We start from the raw sequence: 20,749 nt of genomic DNA on the forward strand, positions 1-20,749 counted from the left end.
TTGACAATGAACTTTTCATAATATATAATAGAAGCGTTAAAAACTATGATTAGGAAAAGTATTTAAGTTTTTTCTTTAAGAGAGTGATTGGTTGGTGCGAAATCATAGAAAGGCTTTAGGAAAATCACCTAGGAGTTGGAGGCTGAAAGTTTAACGATTAAGCTACCCCGTAATCCTGCGTTAAAGGATAGGATATGATAGTATCTGAAGATATAGCTCAATTTATATAGTTGAGTTTAATAACCATAGGTGGTATAGCGAATAACACTTCGTCCTTTTGGATGGAGTTTTTTTATTTATCTGAAACTTTAATCTATAAAATCGTAGATTTTTAATTTAAGTTAGGTAATTTTTCTTATTTAAAGGTTGATACTAAAGATAATATAACAATATTTATTATTTCAATTTAAAGCAAAATAAGTAATTACAATAGGAGAAGGGAGAAGCAATATGTACAAAAAGGTAGAACTTTCAAATGGTTTTGTCGGCTTAGAAAAAGAAGTTGCAAATCTTTGGACTGCAAGAAATGTAATAAAAAAGAATTTTGATATGAATCAAGATGGTGAATACTTCACTTTCTATGATGGACCTCCAACAGCAAACGGTAGACCTCACGTAGGACACGTTTTAACAAGAGTTATGAAGGATATAATCCCAAGATACAAGGTTATGAAGGGATATAAGGTTATAAGAAAAGCTGGTTGGGATACTCATGGTCTTCCAGTTGAGCTTGAAATCGAAAAGAAGCTTGGAATTTCAGGTAAAGAACAAATAGAAGAATACGGTGTTGAAAAATTCGTTAAAGAATGTAAAGAAAGCGTATTTACTTACGTAAGTATGTGGGAGAAGATGACTAACCAAATCGGTTATTGGGTTGACATGGAAAATCCGTATGTAACTTATCATAACCCATATATCGAGTCAGTTTGGTGGGCATTAAAACAAATGTGGGATAAAGGTCTTTTATATGAAGGGCATAAAGTAATGCCATACTGTCCAAGATGTGGAACTGCTTTATCATCTCACGAAGTTGCTCAAGGATATAAGGATGTTAAAGACTTAACTTGTATTGCTAAATTTAAAGTTGAAGGAGAAGAAAACAAGTATATATTAGCTTGGACAACAACTCCTTGGACATTACCTTCAAACTTAGCTTTATGCATAAACAAAGCTTATACTTATGTAGAAGCAAAAGTTGGGGAAGAAACATTAATATTAGCTAAAGATTTAGCAGCAAAAGTTTTAGGTGAAGACTATGAAATAGTTAGAGAATTCCCTGGAACAGAACTTTTAGGAACTAAGTATGAGCAATTAATGCCTTTCGGTAAAGTTGAAGGTAAAGCCTTTGAAGTAATCCACGGTGATTATGTTACTTTATCAGATGGTACTGGTATAGTTCATATAGCTCCAGCTTACGGTGAAGATGACAGCTTAGTAGCTAAAGCTAATGGAATCACTTTCATTAACTTAGTTGACAGAGAAGGTAGATTCGTAGAAGAAGTTACTCCATGGGCAGGAAAATTCGTTAAGAAATGTGATGAAGGCATCTGTAAATGGCTTGAAGAAAACAACAAGTTATTTAAATCAGAAAGACACCTTCACTCATATCCACATTGTTGGAGATGTGACACACCACTTCTTTACTATCCAAAGGAAAGCTGGTTTGTTGCAATGACAACTCTAAGAGATAAGCTTTTAGAAAACAATAATAAGATTAACTGGTACCCAGATAACATAAGAACAGGTAGATTTGGTAAGTTCTTAGAAAATGTTATCGACTGGGGTATTTCAAGAGATAGATATTGGGGAACTCCACTTCCAATTTGGGGATGTGAATGCGGACATAAAGAATGTATCGGAAGCATCGAAGAATTAAGAGAAAAGGGAATAAATGTTCCAGAAGATATCGAATTACACAAACCTTATATAGACAATGTTCACTTAAAGTGTGAAAAGTGTGGAAAAGAAATGACAAGAACTAACGAAGTTATTGACTGTTGGTTTGACTCAGGTTCAATGCCATTTGCACAATTACACTACCCATTTGAAAATAAGGAATTATTTGAAGAAAACTTCCCAGCTCAATTTATATCAGAAGCTGTTGACCAAACAAGAGGATGGTTCTATACATTATTAGCAATTTCAACTGCTATATTTGATAGAAACCCATTTGAAAACTGTATAGTTTTAGGTCACGTTCTTGATAAGAAGGGCTTAAAGATGTCAAAATCTAAGGGTAATGTCGTAGATCCATTTACAGTATTAGATGCTCAAGGTGCAGATGCAACAAGATGGCATTTCTATACTGCAAGTGCTCCATGGTTACCAACAAGATTCTCAGTAGATGATGTTGGTGAAGCAGGAAGAAAGTTTATGGGAACATTATGGAATGTTTACTCATTCTACGTTCTATATGCTGAGTTAGATCAATTCAATCCACTTAACTACGCAGATTTTGTATCAGAAAATGTTATGGATAAATGGGTTATGTCTAAGCTTAATACATTAGTTAAAGATGTTGACTCAATGTTAGATTCTTACCAAATAACTCAAGCTGCTTTAGCAATTGAAGACTTTACAGATGAGTTATCAAACTGGTATGTAAGAAGAAATAGGGGAAGATACTGGTCAGAAGAGTTAACTGATGACAAGATTGGTGCTTATGTAACATTATATAGAGTATTAACTACTTTAATAAAAGTTGCAGCTCCATTCGTACCATTTATAACAGAAGATATTTATCAAAACTTAGTAGCTGGCTTAGATCAAAATGCTCCAGAAAGCATTCACCTATGCGCATGGCCACAAGTTGATGAAAATGCTATAAACAAAGATTTAGAAAAGGAAATGGACTTAGCTTATACAATAGTTAAACTTGGAAGAAGTGCAAGAAATGGTGCTAACATTAAGAATAGACAGCCACTTTCTAAGATGCTTATTTCAACAGATTCACTTCCAGAATACTACGGTGATATTATAACTGATGAGTTAAATATAAAAGAAGTTGAATTTGGTGCTGACCTTTCTAAATATGTTAACTTTGAAATCAAGCCAAACTTACCTGTATTAGGAAGAGCTTACGGTAAGATGATACCTGGAATTAGAAGAGAAATAGCTGCTAGAAACCAAATGGAATTAGCTCAAGCTATCCAAAATGGTGAAACAGTAACTATAAATGTTGATGGAACTGAAATTGAACTTAATAAAGAAAACTTATTAGTTACAATGCAAGGGTTAGAGGGTTATGCATTTGCTGGTGAAGGATCAATAGGTGTTGTTCTTGATACTCATATTTCTGAGGAGCTTAGAGAAGAAGGTCACGTAAGAGAAATGATTTCTAAGATTCAAAATATGAGAAAAGACAAAGGATTCCAAGTTGCAGATAAAATCAATCTTTATGTATCAGGAAATGAAATGCTAGAAGGCGTTATCAAGAAATTTGCTGACACTATAAAGAAAGAAACTTTAACTCAAGAAATAGTATTTAATGGAGATTATGATTACACTGAAACTGTTATTAATGGTGAAAAATTAAATATGACAGTAGAAGTTGTTAAGTAATTTAAATTTATTTATGGTAAAGAAGGGGATTAAGTCATAATTCCCTTCTTTTTTTGAAACAATATATAAAGAGAAGTAAATTAGTTAAAAATTATAATATATTGATAAAATATTCATATGTTCTTGTATAACCAAGGAAAAAACGGTATAATTAATAATTAAAATGAAAAAAATGGAGTGATGTTGACATGGCTACTTCTATTAAAGATGTTGCAAGAGAAGCGGGCGTTTCAATAGCTACGGTTTCTAGAGTACTTAATGATATAGATGTTGTAAATGAAGATACAAAGAAAAAGGTATTGGATGCAATAAAGAAGTTAGGATACAGACCAAACATCGTAGCTAGAAGCTTAAAGACTCAAAGAACTAAGACAATAGGAATATTAGTTCCAGACATATCAAGTGGATTCTACCCAGAAATAGTTAGGGGTGCAGAAGATGTTGCTAATATATACGATTATAATGTTATATTATGTAACTCAGACTTTGACTATGACAAAGAAAAAGACTACTTAAGAGTACTTAAAGAAAAAATGGTAGATGGAGTTATTTATATGAGTTCTTCATTACAAGAAGAATCACTTGATATAATTAACGACCTAGACTTAAAAACAGTATTAGTTGAAACAAAAGATAGAGAAGAAAGATTACCAAGTGTAACTATAGATAATATAGAAGCTACATATGAAGCAACTAAGCATTTACTTGCTAAGGGAATAAAAAATATTGCCTTTGTAGGAGTAAAGAAGGATGCTGCTAATGCTTGGGGATATAGATTCTTAGGATACGAAAAGGCATTAAAAGAAGCTGGAATAGAAGTTGATGAAGATTTAGTATTTTTACAAAATCTTAAATACAAAACAGGGCATGATGCTGCGGAAAAATTCTTAAAGGTAGATAAAAAAATTGAAGGTGTTGTATGTGCATCTGACGAAATAGCTATGGGAGTTATAAATGGATTAAGAGAAAAAGGAATTAATACTCCTGATGATGTTAGCGTTATAGGATTTAATAATAATGCTATAGCATCTTATTTCTATCCAAGATTAACTACAGTAAATCAACCAAGTTATGATATGGGATCTGTAGCTATGAGAATGTTAATTAAGATTTTAAATAACAAGCCTTTAGAAGAAGATCAATATGTATTAGATCATAACTTAATACAAAGAGAAAGTTGTAAATAAGCCGTAATATACGGCTTATTTTTTTTATAACAAACTTCTTTAATAAAGATTGTAATAATAAAGAAAATATGGTAAACTATATTTATAGGCTTGAGAACGTTTACTAAATATAAATGAAATGGGTTAGAAATTTCAACTATGTATGTGTTATTTTATGAGAGTATGAGTCAAATGGGTTAAAAGTAGTTTAGTAAACAAAATTATAAAAAGATAGCTATGGGTAAGCTATCTTTTTTTATTTGAGTAAAATATATTTATTTTTATAATATTCCTTCATTTTTTAATATATCTTCTAATTGCTGTACCTTTTGAGTTAAAGTATAGAATTTCTCTTTTAAAACTTCCTTTGGTGCATCTATTGTATCAACGAATTCTTCCATTTCTTCAACTGTTCTTAATGCTTCTTCTATGTCTCTTTGAGCTAATTTTAAGTTTGATTCTTTCATCGGTACATCTCCTTATATTTAAAGTAAAACTAATATAGTATTATCTTTATCCTATCACTAATAAATATCTGTTGCAAGGCATATATTTTAAATAGTTAACAGTTAAAAGAGAAAAGTTAAAGGCTTAAAAAACAACTCTTCCTGGCGTTTGCAACAAGTGATGAGTAATAAGGGACAAGTGGCAGATTGCAAGTAATTATAAGAGTTAAATATTAAAAATTACGTAGTAATTTTATCTATAACTTTTAACTTGTCACTTGCAACTTTTAACTAAAAAAATTTGGGGGGATAATAATGATAAATTACATATGGTTTATAATGATTTTTCTAGGGATACTAGTTAGTGTGTTCACCGGAAATGGAGAAGCTATGTCTAATACAATAATTAGTTCTATAGATAGTACTGTTACTTTTATTATAAGCTTAGTAGGATTGATGTGTTTTTGGTGTGGTGTAATGAGAGTTGCTGAAAAAAGTGGATTAACAGAAAAGTTAGCAAAGCTTATGAAACCTGTACTTAAAGTTATTTTTAAGGAAGCGGCTAAAGATGAGAAAGCTTTAGGGGCAATTGTAATGAATATAACAGCTAATATGATGGGATTAGGAAATGCAGCTACACCTTTTGGAATAAAAGCTATGGAAGAGATGGATAGACTTAATAGAGATAAAGGAAGAGCCAGTAATGATATGGCATTATTTTTAGTGCTCAATGCAGCTTGTGTTCAACTAGTTCCGTCTACAGTAATATCTATAAGAGCTGCAGCTGGATCTACAAATCCAGGGGTAATAATTCTACCAGCTATTCTATCTACAACTATAGCTGCTGTAGTAGGTGTTATATGCGCTAAAATTCTTCAGAGGTATTTTTAAAAGGGGAGGGATAAAATATGTTTCAATATATAACTAAAAGTATAATTCCTATAATTGTATTCATAATAATAACTTATGGAATGATTAAAGGAAGAAAAGTTTATGAATGGTTTGTTGAAGGTGCAAAAGATGGATTAAAGGTATGTATGAATATTTTTCCCTATCTTTTAGCAATGATTTTAGCAGTTCATATATTTAGAGAGGCAAAGCTTTTAGATATGTTAAATAATCTTATAGCGCCTATATCAGGATTGATAGGATTACCTAAAGAGGTAGTTCCACTTACTTTAGTAAAGCCTTTATCAGGAAGTGGAGCTATGGGAATATTTACAGATATACTTAAGAATTATGGACCAGATACCTTTATTGGATTAGTGGCATCAGTAATAATGGGAACTACAGAAACTATTTTTTATACTGTAACAGTATATTTTGGAGCGGTAAAAATAAAAAAGGTTAGACATACTGTTTGGGCTGCAGTTATGGCTGATATGACAGCAATTATTATGGCGATACTAATGGTTAAAATTCTTATATTTTAAAACTATATGGAAAAATTTTGTTTTTATAGGTATAATATTTATTAATTGTAGCAGTTAATTAAAAAGAAAAGGAGCATAAATTATATGAAAGCAGATTTTTTTAAATGTAATAGGGCAAGATTACTAGAAAAGATAAAAGATAATTCTATTGTGATTTTATTTGCAGGTAATGCACCTAAAAAGACTGCAGATGAGGCTTATCCATTTACACCTAATAGAAATTTTTATTATTCTACAGGTATAAGTGAAGAAAATCATATTCTTGTAATGAGTAAAATAAATGGAACTACTAAAACTACTTTATTTATAAAAGATATAGATCTTGACTTAGAAAGATGGATAGGAAAGAGTATTCGTAAGGAAGAAGCTACAGAAATTAGCGGAATTGAAGATGTAAAATTTAAAAGCCAATTTGAATCAGATATTCATAGACAACTTTGTTTAAAAGAAGAAATAAACTTATATTTAGATTTAGAGAGAGATAGTATTTCTTCGTCAGTTAGCATTGCACATGAGTTTGCCCAAAATATAGTTTCTAAATATCCACAAGTAATGATTAAAAACGTATTTAGTATATTTGGAGAATTAAGATTAGTAAAAAGCGAAGAAGAAGTTGATAACATAAAGAAAGCTATATCAATAACAATTGAAGGTATTGAAGCTTTAATGAAAAATTCTAAACCTGGTATGAAGGAATATCAATTAGAATCATATTTTGATTTCGTATGTAAAAATAATGGTGTAAAAGATTTAGCTTTTAAGACTATTGCAGCGGCAGGAAAAAATGCAGCTACATTACACTATGTATCAAATGATGCAGAATTAAAAGATGGAGATTTAATTCAATTTGATTTAGGAGCACAATATAATTTTTATAATGCAGATATATCAAGAGCATTTCCTGTGAACGGGAAATTTACAGAAAGGCAAAAGGCTGTTTATAATGCTGTGTTAAAGGTTAATGAAGAAATAATTAATGATATTAAACCAGGTAAGACGTTTAAAGAGATAAATAATAAAGCTACTGATTTAATAGCTGAAGAGTGTATTAAATTAGGACTTATAAAAGAAAAGTCAGAGGTTAGCAAGTACTATTTCCATAGTATAGGACATAGCTTAGGCCTAGATACTCATGATTTAGAAACTCCTCATAGAGATATAACATTCAAGGAAGGTGTAGTATATACAGTAGAGCCTGGAATTTATATTGAAGAAGAAAATATAGGTATAAGAATAGAGGATGATGTTCTTGTAACTGAGGATGGAGTAATAAATCTAACAAGTAAAATGATAAAGACAGTGGAAGAAATAGAAAATTTTATGGCTAAATATAATAATATTGAGTAAATATATTAAAAAAGTTATAAAATGGTATTGTCAAAAACGAATATAATGTGTATAATGATATTAAATTAATCGTGAATAAATAAAGGTAGAGGCGCGGTACTTAATAGTACTATTAACGAGGTAAGCACTTTGAGTTAATAGGAAAGGAATTATCGCCGAAGCATACAACTGATGCTTTAAGGTTGTATAGCTGGGGATGTATATAAGATATACATCACTGTCACAAACTTGTTTTTGTGGTGAGCTATCATTTGAGGAAGACCTAAATTATTTTAATGCAATTTTAGGGCCTTGAGTGTTAACTCAAGGCTCTTTTTAATTGCACAAAAGCAAAACCCTTTAATTATTCACAAAAGAAATATATTAGATTAAGGGGGAAACAAAAAATGAAAAAGACAGGATTTAGAGTAATTCTACTGACAATGATTATTTTCACATTATCAACAACAATGGCATTCGCTAGTGAGTTAGAACCAGCAGCGGTTAATGCAGAAAGATTTGGATTATTAACTTTAATACCACCAATAGTGGCTATAGTATTAGCATTTATAACTAAGAATGTTGTAATTTCTTTATTTATAGGTATTTTATCAGGCAGCTTTTTAGTTAGCCTTACAGGACATAATGTGTTTTATGCACTTATACAAGCGTTTTTAGATTTTGTAACTAGAGCATTAAATTCTTTAGCAGATCCATGGAATGCAGGAATAATACTTCAGGTATTAGCAATTGGAGGAGTTATTAATCTAGTTGGGAAAATGGGTGGAGCAAAGGCAATAGCTGAAGCTTTAGCAAAAAAAGCAAAGACTGCAAAAAGTACTCAATTAATAACTTGGTTATTAGGATTATTCGTATTCTTTGATGATTATGCAAATTCTCTTATAGTTGGACCTATAATGCGTCCTGTAGCTGATAAAATGAAGATTTCAAGAGAAAGATTAGCGTTTATAATAGATGCAACTGCAGCACCAGTAGCAGGGCTTGCAATAATATCAACTTGGATTGGATTAGAAGTTAGTTTAATAGGTGAAGGATTTAATCAAATAGGTGTAGAAGCAAGTGGATTCGGGGTATTCCTTCAAACTATACCATATAGATTTTATAACATATTAATTCTTGCATTTATAGTTATAACAGCTGTTACTTTAAAAGAATTTGGGCCAATGAGAAAAGCTGAAATAGCGGCAAGAAAGAGAAATAAACATGTAGTTGAAGAAGTTGCAGCATCATCTTCTCAGATGGATGAATTAGAACCAAAAGAAGGTGTAAAACTTAGTATATGGAATGCAATTATTCCAATAGGAACATTAATTATTTCTGCATTAGTAGCATTTTATTACAGTGGATATAGTTCAATAATGGGCGGAGATAATGTAGCGCTTCAACAATTAATGTCTAATTCACCTATGTCATTTACAGGAATAATGGAAGCTTTCTCAGCAGCGGATGCTTCAGTAGCACTATTCCAATCAGCATTATTTGCATCGGTTGTAACTATAATTATGGCTGTTTGTAAAAAGATATTTACTTTAAGTGAGGCTATAGATACTTGGATAGATGGAATGAAAGGATTAATTATTACAGGAGTTATTCTTATATTAGCCTGGTCTTTAGGATCAGTAATTAAGGAACTTGGAACTGCATACTATTTAGTTGAAGCATTAAAGGGAGCTATACCAGCATTCTTATTACCAAGTTTAATATTCGTTCTAGGAGCAGTAATATCATTCTCAACTGGAACAGCATATGGAACAATGAGTATATTAATGCCGTTAGCAATTCCTCTTGCACATTCAATTAATCCTGAAATGTCATTTATAGTAGTTTGTACAAGTGCAGTATTAACAGGAGCAATTTTTGGAGATCACTGTTCACCAATTTCAGATACAACAATACTTTCATCAATGGGAGCAGGATGTAACCACATAAATCATGTTAATACCCAAATATGGTATTCATTATTTGTAGCTGTAATAACAATAGTATTTGGATATATTCCAGCAGGTTTAGGATTACCTATATATCTAGTATTACCATTATCACTAGTTGCAGTATACGTTGGGGTACAGATATTTGGTAAGAAGGTAGATGAAGCTACTATAGAAGCGGAAAGTGGCGCTTTAGCAAAGTAATAAAATAAATAAGGGCTATTTTAAGAAGGTTGTACTTGGGGTACAACCTTCTTTTAGATTATTTAAAGTTTTAAAATTAAAATTTATATGAACGCAAAGATTAATTTTACATAATATAGTATAATTGTATTATAAAGTTGTTTAAGTGAAATAAGGGGGCATTATGGCAGTTTGGCAATTATTAATTATTTATGAGATAATACCAATAGTTTTATGGGGATTTGCATGGTATTATGAGAATAGTTATTCGCAATTTCCTGATACATCTAAGGGATTTAAGATTAAATGTGCAAAAGAAAATGAAGAGATATGGAAGTATGCTAATAAAACAGCAGGAAAAATATTTAATATTACAGCGATAGCATTATTTATATTTATAGCTATTACTTTAATTATGCTACCGATAAGCTTTATATTTATTGCAATCATTGTTGTTATAAGTATATTTATATCATTACTAATAATAAATATTATGATAAGAAAAAGAGCTAAATATAAAAGATAAAAAGAATTGACAGTTTTTACATTTTAGAATATTATAAAATTATAAAATGCATAGAAAAGAAGAGTAGTTTAGGAATGTGTCTAAAGAGAGCTAGTATTTGGTGAAAGCTAGCGTCATTGAACTTTATGAAGATGGTCTTGGAGCAGATTATCTGAGTCTTAGGATTAGGATAATACGGGAGCAACCGTTATATTGCAAGGTGATGATGGTCACCTAATGAGATATTTATTGTGAGATAAATATAAAAATAGAGTGGTAACGCGTATATAACGCCTCTATATGGGTAATTAACCTATATAGAGGCTTTTTTATTTAAATATAATTATAAATTAAAAATGATAAATTATAGATTAATTTATCGTCGCGAATTTAAAGTTTATAATTGAAATAAAGGGAGGAAAAGATATGACTAAAAAACCATATTATATAACTACGGCTATTGCATACACTTCAGGAAAGCCACATATCGGTAATACTTACGAAATAGTTTTAGCTGATAGTATAGCAAGATACAAGAGATTGCAAGGATACGATGTTCAATTCCAAACAGGAACAGATGAACATGGTCAAAAAATAGAATTAAAGGCTCAAGAGGCTGGAATTACACCAAAGGAATTTGTTGATAATATAGCAGGAGAAATCAAAGGTATCTGGGATTTAATGAATACTTCTTATGATAAATTTATCAGAACAACTGATGAATATCATGAAAAGCAAGTTCAAAAAATATTTAAGAAGCTTTATGAGCAAGGTGATATATATAAAGGTCATTATGAAGGATTATACTGTACACCATGTGAATCTTTCTTTACTTCATCTCAATTAGTTGATGGAAAATGTCCTGACTGTGGAAGAGAAGTTCAGCCAGCTCAAGAAGAAGCATACTTTTTAAAGCTTAGTAAATATACAGATAGATTAATTGAGCATATAAATACTCATCCAGAATTTATTCAACCAGAATCACGTAAAAATGAGATGATGAATAACTTCTTATTACCAGGATTACAAGACTTATGTGTATCTAGAACATCATTTAAATGGGGTATTCCAGTAGATTTTGATGATAAACATGTTGTATATGTATGGCTTGATGCACTTTCAAACTATATAACTGGGTTAGGATATGATTTGGATGGAGAGCATTCAGAGGCTTATACTAAGTTCTGGCCAGCAGATTTACACCTAATAGGTAAGGATATTTTAAGATTCCATACTATTTATTGGCCAATTATGTTAATGGCTCTTGATATTCCATTACCAAAGCAAGTTTTTGGTCATCCATGGTTATTACAAGGTGACGGAAAAATGAGTAAATCAAAAGGTAATGTAATATATGCTGATGATTTAGTAGAGTTATTTGGTGTTGATGCAGTTCGTTACTTCGTTCTTCACGAAATGCCATTTGATAATGATGGAACTATAACTTGGGAGCTTGTTACTGAGAGAGTAAACTCAGATTTAGCTAATACTTTAGGAAACCTTGTTTCAAGAACAGTTACAATGGTTGAAAAGTATTTCGATGGAGTTATTCCAGTACCAATGGTTAAAGAAGCCGTGGATGATGAGCTAATTACATTAGCGCTTGAAACTCCTAAAAAAGTTGCAGATAAGATGGAGCATCTAAAAATTGCAGATGCATTAGATCAAATATGGAACTTAATTAGAAGAACAAATAAATATATAGATGAAACTACTCCTTGGGTTCTTGGAAAAGATGAAACTCAAAAGGACAGACTTGCTACAGTTCTTTATAACTTATGTGAAAGTATAAGATTTATATCAAGTTTAGTTGCACCATTCTTACCAGAAACAAGTGCAAAAATAAATGAACAAGTTAATATTTCAAAAACAGATTTAGAAAGCTTAAATTCATTTGATGGAACAGCTGCTGGAACAAAGGTTAATAGAGGCGAAGCAATATTCCCTAGATTAGATGTAAAAGCAATATTAGAAGTAGTTGAAAAGAAAAAAGCAGAACAATTAGCAGCCCAACCAAAGGTTGAAGAAAAAAGAGAAATAACTCCAATTAAAGAGGAAATTACAATAGATGATTTTGCTAAGCTTGACTTAAGAGTAGTTAAAGTTACTGCTTGTGAACCAATTAAAGGAGCAAAGAAACTATTAAAATTAAAAGTAGATTTAAATGGTGAAGAAAGACAGGTAGTATCAGGAATAGCTAAATTCTATAAACCAGAAGATTTAGTAGGAAAGTACGTTGTTTTAGTAGCTAACTTAAAGCCAGTAACATTAAGAGGTGAATTATCTCAAGGTATGATACTTGCTGCAGCTACAGATGATGATAGTATATTAAACTTAGTAAATCCAGGTGATCTACCAACAGGAAGCCAAGTAAGATAAGTGAGAGTCCAAATTTTATATTTGGGTACTCGAACTTACACCTACGAACGTATGTGAGTAGGTGTTCCATTTAAAAGTAAAGGAGCCATTAGGCTCCTTATTTTATAATGAAAAGTGCCTTGCGGCAGATAAAAAAGGGGGGGCTTTTAATGAACATAATTATAGGAAATGCGTGGCCTTATGCTAATGGCCCGCTTCATTTAGGAAGAATTGCAGTATGGTTACCTGGTGATATTTTAGCTAGGTATCATAGAATGATGGGAGATAATGTTGTATTTGTATCAGGGACTGACTGTCATGGTACACCTGTTACTAATAGAGCAGAAGAGGAGGGAATAACTCCTTTAAAAGCAGTAGAGAAATATCATAATGAATTTCAGGAGTGTTTTAAATCCTTAGGTTTTTCTTTTGATATTTTTGAAAAAACTCATTCTGAATATCACCAAGAAAAGGTTAAGGAATTTATTTTAGATTTATATAAAAAGGGATATATATATGAAGAAGTAGCAGAAGGATCTAAGCACTTATTTTTTGCTTTATCCAAGTTTGAGAATGATATAAGACACATATTTGATAATCAAGATGGATGGAGGGAAAATGCTCAAAAGATATTAAAAAGATACCTTGATGAAGGATTAAGAGATAGAGCTGTTACTAGAGATTTTGATTGGGGTGTTGATGTACCCTTAGCTGGATATGAAGATAAGAAAATATATGTATGGATCGAAGCCGTAATGGGGTATCTTACAGCTAGTATGAAATGTTTAAGTGAACGCAATGAAGATTGGAGAGAATATTGGAGCGGAGATGATTCAAGAGTATATTTTGTTCATGGAAAAGATAATATACCTTTCCATACTGTAATTTTCCCAGCTATTTTATGTGGTATTGGTATTAAAGAACCTAATTTAAGAATGATATCAAGCGAACATTTAAAGTTAGAAGGAAAGCCTTTTTCAGCAGTTAAGAATTGGGCTTTATGGGCTGATTATATTACTAAAAACTATAATGTAGATAGCTTTAGATATTACATTATGCTGAACTCACCAGAGAATAAGGATACTGATTTTTCATGGAGAGAGTATATAAATGTAAATAATACTGATTTAGTTTCTACTTTATCTAATTATGTACAAAAAGTTATACGCTTCTCAAGAAAAAATTATGGACCCAAAATACCGAATGGAAAGATAGAAGAAAACTTGAAAAATGAAATTTTAGATTTATATTTTAGTGTTGGAGATGATATTGAAGAAGGTAATTTCAATAATGCTCTAAATAATATAATGGATTTTTGTAGAAAGGCTAATAAAGATTTTCAAGAAAATTTATTGTGGGAGATGGCAGAAAAGAATCCTTCTTACTGCAAAAATAAGACCTATAATAATATTCAAATAGTAGCTAATATAGCTAACTTATTAGAACCATTTATGCCTAATATTTGTGAGAATATAAGAAATGGATTAAATATAAATGAACCAATATGGAGTTTCGTAGAAAAAAAAGCTGGAATATTAAAAGAAGTTGATTCAGAACTAAAGAAAATAGACAAAAGAAGAGCTATTGATGAAGTTTTAAGATTAAAAGAGAAAAGAAATTAAAAAAAACTAGAGCCTAAGTTGGGGGACGTCGGCTCTAGTTACCATTCTTTTTTATAAAAGGTGGTTTTTAGGGGTAAATAATAATGCTTTAACTACTTTACAAGTATTATAATATACCCCTTTTGTGTCAATTAGATGTCAAAATGCGAAAGGAATTATTAACAAAAAGTAATAAAACGGTAAAATAAAAAAATTAAAAAGAGAGTGAACTATTTTTATTATATTGAGTCTTATTAGTGAAAGTTAATTAAAGGGGGTATTAAAAGGTGGATGAGATAGAGCTAATTAGAAGAGCTCAAGATGGTAATAAGCATGCTATGAATACATTACTTCAAAACAACTATAAAGCTCTATACGGATTTACCCTGAAAATGACGGCTAATGAGGACTTAACTCAAGATATAGTTCAAGAGGTTTGCTTGAAAGCTGTTATAAATATAAATAAGTTTCGAGGAAAATCTAAATTTCAATCATGGCTTATATCTATAGCTATTAACTATTATAAAGATATTATAAGAAAGAATAAAAAAATAAAGTATAGTTATGAAATAGAGCTGAACAACATTGGCGATAATGAAACAAATAATATAATTGATAAGCTACAAGTAGAAGAATTACTTAAGGAACTTAAAAAGATGCCTTATGAAAAAAGAATATCATTTATATTAAAGCATTATTATGGATATTCTTATGAAGAGATTTCTAAGATCTTTAACTGCTCAGAAGGTACGGTAAAATCGAGAGTGTTTTATACTGCATCAAGGTTAAAAAAGAAATTAGTAGGAAATGAGGTGTGATATAAATGGATGATAATAATATGTTAAATGATGAAAATTTAGATAATTTAGGATATATAAAAGAATTCGATATGTTTTCTTTAGTAGATACACAATTTAATAAAAAGCGCGAGAGAAAAAGAATAAAAAGAGTTGTGTTTATTTCTACATTAATGATTGTATTTGTATCACTAATAACATGTTTAGCTATAATTATGCCTAAGATAGTGGTAGTTGATAAAAAAGTTATAGATATATCTAAATTATTAATAGGATATTATTTTGTTTCTATATCAATGATGATGTTACTTATTATACCAGCAATAAAGAGAAAGAAATCGTATTAGAAAAGGAGAGGTTATTTTATGAGTACTACAATTTTTATGTTTATTCCATTAATCTTTATGGCAATAATTTTTGGATTATTTATATGGCAAGCTATCTGGGTAGCTATAGATTCTAGAAAAAGGGGAGAAGAATATTGGTGGCTGTGGACTATAGCTGCATTTATAGCGTTTCCAGTAGGGATTATAGTTTATGCAATAGTTAGTAGAAGTGATAGAAGAAGATGCAATAATTGTGGAAAAGAAGTACCAAAAGATTTAAAGTTATGCCCATACTGTGGGCAAAGGTGTGGAAACTTTTGTCCTAACTGTGGACAAAATGTACAACCAGGATGGAGATTCTGTCCTAACTGCACAACAGAATTATCTGATGAAGTGTCTAATAGTAAAAAAGTTACTAACAATAAGCCTATAATAATAGTAGTTTCTATAATAATAGCATTGGCATTATTGTTTGTTGGTATGTTCGTAGTAAGCTTTGCTGGTTTTTATGGAGTTAAGGGAAGTTACGTTGAAGAGATGAATACTTTTGATACAAGTGGTTATCAAGGTGAAGTATTTAATAAAAAAACAACAGAGATTTTGAAATATACTATTCCGTCAAATAGTCATAGCTTTTGGTATAAGGGACAAAGAGAGAAAGGTGACTTAATCGTAAAAATATATAATAAGGATGGAAGTTTAAAAGATGAATCAGAGATATCATCAGAGGAATTTACAGAGGGCATGATTGCGGAACCGGGGCAAAAGGTAGAAGTTTATTTAAATGATTATAAAGGTTCTTTTTATGTAAGATTTAATTAAAGAGGTATATATTTATGAAGAGAAAAATTTCAATAATAATTCTACTAATGATTACTTTGACGTTATTTACGTCATGCACTGGTGGAAGCTATACTATGACAATGGGAAGTCTTAATGGAAATAGTAAGCATATAGAAGGAAAGTATAATAGTTTTAATGGTAAGTATTTTAGTAAAGTAAAATTGAAGGATGGGGACAGTGTGGAATACCAAACTTCTATAAATACTGATGATGGAAGTATGAAACTAGTATTATTGGACGAAAAGAAAAGTGTTTTAGTAAACTTAGAATCTACAGGTTTAATAGAAATAACTGAAGATGGAAATTATTACTTTACGGCCATAGGAGATCATCATAAAGGAAGCTTTGAGGTAGAATGGAGCATAAAATAGAAAGATACAATCAGGATAGACTTATGAAATTTAATATAAAATTATAAGTAAATTATAAAGCTGGGAAGAGGTATTACTTTATAGATTTTAAAGTGATATCTCTTTTAATATGTATCAATAATTGTATTAAGTTAAATAGTTATTATAAAAATAAATAGTAACTTTTTTTAATTTACGGCTTTGGTATAATAAGAATAATGAAGTGAAAATGTAAAAGATAAGGAGATAATTAACATGAAACCTAAATATAAGATTTTTGATACACATGCTCATTATGATGATGAAGCTTTTGATGAAGATAGAGAAGAGGTATTAAAGCAAATACAAGAAGCTGGAGTTATAGGAGTTTTAAATTGTGCTTGTTCTAGAAAAAGCTTAACTACAACAAATGATTTAACATTAAAATATGATTTTATATATGGTGCATTAGGAATTCATCCAAGTGATGCCTATGACTATAATGAAGAGGTTAAAGATGAAATAATAGAAAAAGTTAAAGCTAATAATAAAATATTAGCTATTGGAGAAATTGGATTAGACTATTATTGGGATGAAAATCCAGATAGAGAAACTCAAAAGAAAGTATTTAGAGAACAAATGGAACTTGCTAAAGAGTTAAACCTGCCTGTGGTTATACATGATAGAGATGCACATAAGGATACCTTAGATATAATGAAGGAATATCCAAGTGTTAAAGGGATAGTTCATTGCTTTTCAGGAAGTGTAGAATTTGCTAAAGAATGTGTAAAGTTAGGATACTATATTGGAATAACTGGAGTGGTTACATTTAAAAATGCTAAGAAGATAATTGAAGTAGTTGATGCTATTCCTTTAGATAGATTATTGGTAGAAACAGATTGTCCATATATGGCACCAGTACCTAATAGAGGAAAAAGGAATAAATCGGATTATATTGAATATATAATAGAACAAGTAGCTGAAATAAAGAAAATTGACCCAATAAGTACTAATATGGAATTAAATGATAATTTTAAGAGGTTGATTTCAGAAGGAAAGTAAAGTAAAATAATAATACAGTTTTCCTTTTATTTACAAATGCAACAAATATCATCTAAAGTTTAAATCTTAATAACTATAAAAACCGCTATCATTTCACTTATTTTATTTTTTATGTACAGTGGTACATTTTTAATAGTTAAATATAGTAAGAGTGGTAAATTTGACAAAAATAGCGATTCTATAATATAATTAAAACACTCTTGCCAAAGGAGGTTTAGGTAGATGATGGAAAAATGTAAGGAATACCTTAAGAAAAATTTTTCTAATAGTCCTAAGGCAAAGATTTTGTTATGTGCTATTGTGGCGGTAGTTATAGCATTATCTGTAGCGAGTCTGAGAAAAACTGTAACGTTAGTTGTAGATGGAAATGAAGTAGAAGTTACAACGTTTAAAGGGACTGTTAAAGATCTATTATTAGATCAAGACGTAGAACTTACTGAAAAAGACAAAGTGCAACCGGCTTTAGAAGACAAATTATCAGAAGGCGAAAAGATAACAATTACAAAAGCTGTAGAGGTTCAGTTAACAACAATGGATAAGGAAGTATCAATTTTGACAGCTGAAGCAACTGTAGAAGATATGTTAGAAGCTGAATACGAAGCGCTTAAGTCACAAGGTATTGAATTTATAAAAAATATAGATGAGGTTGAACCTAATCTTGATACAAAAATACAAAAGAATTTACAAATTAAATTAGTTAAGGTTGAAGAGGTAAATGAAGTGGCAACTGAAACAATTCAATTTGATACAGTTACAGAAGAAGATGGAAGTTTAGACATAAGTGTTGAAGAAGTTAGACAAGAAGGGGTTCCTGGACAAAAGGAAATTACTTATAAAGTACTAAAAAAAGATGGCAAAGAGGTTTCAAGAGAAGTAGTAGGCTCTAAAGTGGTAGCTGAACCTGTTAATGAAATAATTGTTCAAGGAACAAGAAGGACTTTCGCAAGTAGAAGTGGAGAGGTTCTTGATTATAAAGAACTTCTGTATTGTGAGTCTACAGCTTATACAGGTGATGGAATCACCGCTACTGGAACTGTTCCAGTTTATAATCCTGATGGGATAAGTACTATAGCTGTTGATCCAAGAGTAATTCCGCTAGGATCATTAGTATATGTAGAGGGCTATGGAAAAGCTGTTGCAGCAGATACAGGAGGAGCTATTCAAGGGAGTATAATTGATATATATGTAAATAGTTATGACCATGCTACCAGTTGGGGTAGAAAATATGGAGTACCTGTATATATATTAGCTTATCCAGGAGAATGGTAAAGAAAAGAGGTTAGTTTGTACTAGCCTCTTTTTACGTGTATATAAATAAAGTTTATATTATAAAATGTAGTTTTTAATTTTTTTGGTAAACTTTATTTGCTATTATAAGTTTGACATAATAGAGATATAGGGATACATTAATATAAGATATACTATGAAAGGAAGATAGTACTTTGATTAAAGAAGTTATAGTAGTAGAAGGAAGAGATGATATTACCGCAGTAAAGCAAGCAGTAGATGCAGAAATGATTGCAGTTGGTGGATTTGGAATTAATGCGAAAGTAATAGCAAGAATTAAAGAGGCCCAAAAGAGAAAAGGTGTAATAGTTCTTACAGACCCAGATTTTGCAGGAGAAAAAATAAGAAAGATAATAGCTAAAAGAGTTCCAGGAATAAAGCATGCCTATATCGCACAAGAAGACGGAATTAAAGGTGATGATATAGGCGTAGAAAATGCAACTCCTGAAGTTATAATAGAGGCATTAAACAGAGCTAAGGTAACTATAGAAGTAAAGGAAAAAATATTTGATTATGAAGATATGATTTATTTTAAGCTTACTGGAGATAACAATTCTAAGGAAAGAAGAATTATGTTAGGAAAAGAGCTTGGAATTGGATATGGAAATGCTAATCAAATGTTATCAAGATTAAATAATTATGGAATTACTAAAGAAGAATTTATAGATGCTATAAATAAAATAGATAAAAGTTTAAAAGAGGGCAAATAGATGGATATACAAGATGTAAAAACAGCTGAATTGGTTAAAAAATATAATTTTAAATTTACTAAAAGCTTAGGACAAAATTTTTTAGTAGATCAATCTGTTCCAAGGGATATAGTAGATGGAGCTGATGTTGGACCAGAAGATCTAGTTATAGAAATAGGGCCAGGAGTAGGTACATTAACAGCTCAATTATTAAAAATAGCTAAAAGAGTTGTAGCTATAGAGCTAGATGATACATTAATACCGATACTTACTGAAGAATTGGGGGAATATCCTAATTTTAGTCTTATACATAATGATGCATTAAAAGTAAATTTTGATGAAGTAATAGGTGATGAGCAAAGTGTAAAATTAGTTGCTAATCTTCCTTATTATGTTACTACCCCTATAATAGTGAAGTTATTAAAAGAAAAACATAAATTTAAATCATTAACTATAATGATTCAAAAAGAAGTTGCAGAGAGAATGAATGCAGAGCCTGGTAACAAGGATTATGGTGCATTAACTCTGTTAGTTCAATATTATTGTAATACTAAGATTGTTAGAAAAGTACCACCAGCTTGTTTTATACCAAGACCAAAGGTAGATTCTATAGTTATAAGATTAGATAAACTTGATGAACCAAAAGTAAAAGTAGATAATGAAAAGTTATTTTTTGATATAATTAGAAGTTCGTTTAATATGAGAAGAAAAACTTTATGGAATGGTGTAAAGAGCATTGGACCTGCCAAGGAAAAGTTAGAAGCAGCATTTGAAAAAGCTGGAGTTGATTCTAAGAGAAGGGGAGAAACTTTAAGTATACAAGAATTTGCAACACTATCTAACTGTATAAACGAAATACTTTAATAGTTAAAAATTAAAGATGAAACT

Annotated in this window: 18 protein-coding genes, 1 riboswitch and 2 other annotated features; of the genes, 17 read left to right on the top strand and 1 reads right to left on the bottom strand. The window is 30.4% G+C overall.

What is annotated here, in order from left to right:
• The first annotated feature begins 36 nt into the window (after positions 1–36).
• Positions 37–280: a binding site (T-box leader), on the top strand.
• 170 nt (positions 281–450) lie between these two features.
• The gene (ileS, locus tag H8S20_RS13590; protein WP_186860462.1) at positions 451–3,561 is read left to right on the top strand and encodes an isoleucine--tRNA ligase; all 3,111 of its coding nucleotides are present in this window, start codon (positions 451–453) and stop codon (positions 3,559–3,561) included.
• 188 nt (positions 3,562–3,749) lie between these two features.
• Positions 3,750–4,748, top strand: coding sequence for a LacI family DNA-binding transcriptional regulator (locus tag H8S20_RS13595; protein ID WP_032116892.1), 999 nt, complete (start codon positions 3,750–3,752; stop codon positions 4,746–4,748).
• A gap of 260 nt (positions 4,749–5,008) precedes the next feature.
• Here H8S20_RS13595 and H8S20_RS13600 read toward each other — a convergent pair whose 3' ends face one another.
• Positions 5,009–5,194: a hypothetical protein gene (locus H8S20_RS13600; RefSeq protein ID WP_032116893.1), complete on the bottom strand. Its 186-nt coding sequence runs from the start codon at positions 5,192–5,194 to the stop codon at positions 5,009–5,011.
• A gap of 294 nt (positions 5,195–5,488) precedes the next feature.
• Here H8S20_RS13600 and H8S20_RS13605 point away from each other — a divergent pair, with 294 nt between their 5' ends.
• The 15 genes from H8S20_RS13605 (at position 5,489) to rsmA (ending at position 20,725) form a co-directional block, all read left to right on the top strand.
• Positions 5,489–6,064: a nucleoside recognition domain-containing protein gene (locus tag H8S20_RS13605; RefSeq protein WP_186860463.1), complete on the top strand. Its 576-nt coding sequence runs from the start codon at positions 5,489–5,491 to the stop codon at positions 6,062–6,064.
• Between the two features lie 17 nt (positions 6,065–6,081).
• Positions 6,082–6,606 carry a spore maturation protein gene (locus H8S20_RS13610; RefSeq protein ID WP_032116895.1) on the top strand — a complete coding sequence of 175 codons (525 nt, stop codon included), beginning with the start codon at positions 6,082–6,084 and terminating at the stop codon, positions 6,604–6,606.
• Positions 6,607–6,690: 84 nt separating this feature from the next.
• The gene (locus H8S20_RS13615; protein WP_186860464.1) at positions 6,691–7,953 is read left to right on the top strand and encodes an aminopeptidase P family protein; all 1,263 of its coding nucleotides are present in this window, start codon (positions 6,691–6,693) and stop codon (positions 7,951–7,953) included.
• A 78-nt stretch (positions 7,954–8,031) separates the two neighbouring features.
• Positions 8,032–8,208, top strand: a riboswitch (Lysine riboswitch).
• A gap of 131 nt (positions 8,209–8,339) precedes the next feature.
• Positions 8,340–10,085, top strand: coding sequence for a Na+/H+ antiporter NhaC family protein (locus H8S20_RS13620; RefSeq protein ID WP_186860465.1), 1,746 nt, complete (start codon positions 8,340–8,342; stop codon positions 10,083–10,085).
• A gap of 163 nt (positions 10,086–10,248) precedes the next feature.
• Entirely contained in the window at positions 10,249–10,590 is a 342-nt protein-coding gene (locus tag H8S20_RS13625) for an SdpI family protein (RefSeq protein ID WP_032116898.1), read from the top strand.
• A gap of 42 nt (positions 10,591–10,632) precedes the next feature.
• Positions 10,633–10,870 (top strand) — a binding site (T-box leader).
• 125 nt (positions 10,871–10,995) lie between these two features.
• A complete protein-coding gene (metG, locus tag H8S20_RS13630; protein ID WP_186860466.1) occupies positions 10,996–12,948 on the top strand; it encodes a methionine--tRNA ligase in 1,953 nt (650 codons plus the stop codon).
• Positions 12,949–13,097: 149 nt separating this feature from the next.
• A complete protein-coding gene (locus H8S20_RS13635; RefSeq protein ID WP_186860467.1) occupies positions 13,098–14,549 on the top strand; it encodes a methionine--tRNA ligase in 1,452 nt (483 codons plus the stop codon).
• Positions 14,550–14,815: 266 nt separating this feature from the next.
• Complete coding sequence (gene sigY, locus H8S20_RS13640; RefSeq protein ID WP_032116901.1) at positions 14,816–15,346, top strand: RNA polymerase sigma factor SigY; 531 nt, start codon at positions 14,816–14,818, stop codon at positions 15,344–15,346.
• Positions 15,347–15,351: 5 nt separating this feature from the next.
• On the top strand, positions 15,352–15,672 hold the full coding sequence (locus H8S20_RS13645; protein ID WP_186860468.1) for a hypothetical protein: 321 nt from the start codon (positions 15,352–15,354) through the stop codon (positions 15,670–15,672).
• A gap of 18 nt (positions 15,673–15,690) precedes the next feature.
• The gene (locus tag H8S20_RS13650) at positions 15,691–16,473 is read left to right on the top strand and encodes a zinc ribbon domain-containing protein (RefSeq protein WP_186860469.1); all 783 of its coding nucleotides are present in this window, start codon (positions 15,691–15,693) and stop codon (positions 16,471–16,473) included.
• Between the two features lie 14 nt (positions 16,474–16,487).
• The gene (locus H8S20_RS13655) at positions 16,488–16,865 is read left to right on the top strand and encodes a hypothetical protein (protein WP_141395429.1); all 378 of its coding nucleotides are present in this window, start codon (positions 16,488–16,490) and stop codon (positions 16,863–16,865) included.
• A gap of 234 nt (positions 16,866–17,099) precedes the next feature.
• Positions 17,100–17,885, top strand: coding sequence for a TatD family hydrolase (locus H8S20_RS13660; protein ID WP_186860470.1), 786 nt, complete (start codon positions 17,100–17,102; stop codon positions 17,883–17,885).
• Between the two features lie 222 nt (positions 17,886–18,107).
• Positions 18,108–19,154: a resuscitation-promoting factor gene (locus H8S20_RS13665; RefSeq protein WP_032116905.1), complete on the top strand. Its 1,047-nt coding sequence runs from the start codon at positions 18,108–18,110 to the stop codon at positions 19,152–19,154.
• A gap of 173 nt (positions 19,155–19,327) precedes the next feature.
• Positions 19,328–19,882, top strand: a complete 555-nt coding sequence (gene rnmV, locus H8S20_RS13670; protein ID WP_032116906.1) for a ribonuclease M5 — start codon at positions 19,328–19,330, stop codon at positions 19,880–19,882.
• A complete protein-coding gene (gene rsmA / locus H8S20_RS13675) occupies positions 19,883–20,725 on the top strand; it encodes a 16S rRNA (adenine(1518)-N(6)/adenine(1519)-N(6))-dimethyltransferase RsmA (RefSeq protein ID WP_186860471.1) in 843 nt (280 codons plus the stop codon).
• The last annotated feature ends 24 nt before the right edge of the window (positions 20,726–20,749 follow it).

Origin of the sequence: Clostridium hominis, from assembly GCF_014287825.1 — a bacterium.
Taxonomy (GTDB): Bacteria; Bacillota; Clostridia; order Clostridiales; family Clostridiaceae; genus Clostridium; species Clostridium hominis.

Bases quoted from the DNA above. Each gene is read 5' to 3' on its own strand.
- ileS (WP_186860462.1), top strand. From the start codon at position 451: ATGTACAAAAAGGTAGAACTTTCAAATGGTTTTGTCGGCTTAGAAAAA.
- H8S20_RS13595 (WP_032116892.1), top strand. From the start codon at position 3,750: ATGGCTACTTCTATTAAAGATGTTGCAAGAGAAGCGGGCGTTTCAATA.
- H8S20_RS13600 (WP_032116893.1), bottom strand. From the start codon at position 5,194: ATGAAAGAATCAAACTTAAAATTAGCTCAAAGAGACATAGAAGAAGCA.
- H8S20_RS13605 (WP_186860463.1), top strand. From the start codon at position 5,489: ATGATAAATTACATATGGTTTATAATGATTTTTCTAGGGATACTAGTT.
- H8S20_RS13610 (WP_032116895.1), top strand. From the start codon at position 6,082: ATGTTTCAATATATAACTAAAAGTATAATTCCTATAATTGTATTCATA.
- H8S20_RS13615 (WP_186860464.1), top strand. From the start codon at position 6,691: ATGAAAGCAGATTTTTTTAAATGTAATAGGGCAAGATTACTAGAAAAG.
- H8S20_RS13620 (WP_186860465.1), top strand. From the start codon at position 8,340: ATGAAAAAGACAGGATTTAGAGTAATTCTACTGACAATGATTATTTTC.
- H8S20_RS13625 (WP_032116898.1), top strand. From the start codon at position 10,249: ATGGCAGTTTGGCAATTATTAATTATTTATGAGATAATACCAATAGTT.
- metG (WP_186860466.1), top strand. From the start codon at position 10,996: ATGACTAAAAAACCATATTATATAACTACGGCTATTGCATACACTTCA.
- H8S20_RS13635 (WP_186860467.1), top strand. From the start codon at position 13,098: ATGAACATAATTATAGGAAATGCGTGGCCTTATGCTAATGGCCCGCTT.
- H8S20_RS13645 (WP_186860468.1), top strand. From the start codon at position 15,352: ATGGATGATAATAATATGTTAAATGATGAAAATTTAGATAATTTAGGA.
- H8S20_RS13650 (WP_186860469.1), top strand. From the start codon at position 15,691: ATGAGTACTACAATTTTTATGTTTATTCCATTAATCTTTATGGCAATA.
- H8S20_RS13655 (WP_141395429.1), top strand. From the start codon at position 16,488: ATGAAGAGAAAAATTTCAATAATAATTCTACTAATGATTACTTTGACG.
- H8S20_RS13660 (WP_186860470.1), top strand. From the start codon at position 17,100: ATGAAACCTAAATATAAGATTTTTGATACACATGCTCATTATGATGAT.
- H8S20_RS13665 (WP_032116905.1), top strand. From the start codon at position 18,108: ATGATGGAAAAATGTAAGGAATACCTTAAGAAAAATTTTTCTAATAGT.
- rsmA (WP_186860471.1), top strand. From the start codon at position 19,883: ATGGATATACAAGATGTAAAAACAGCTGAATTGGTTAAAAAATATAAT.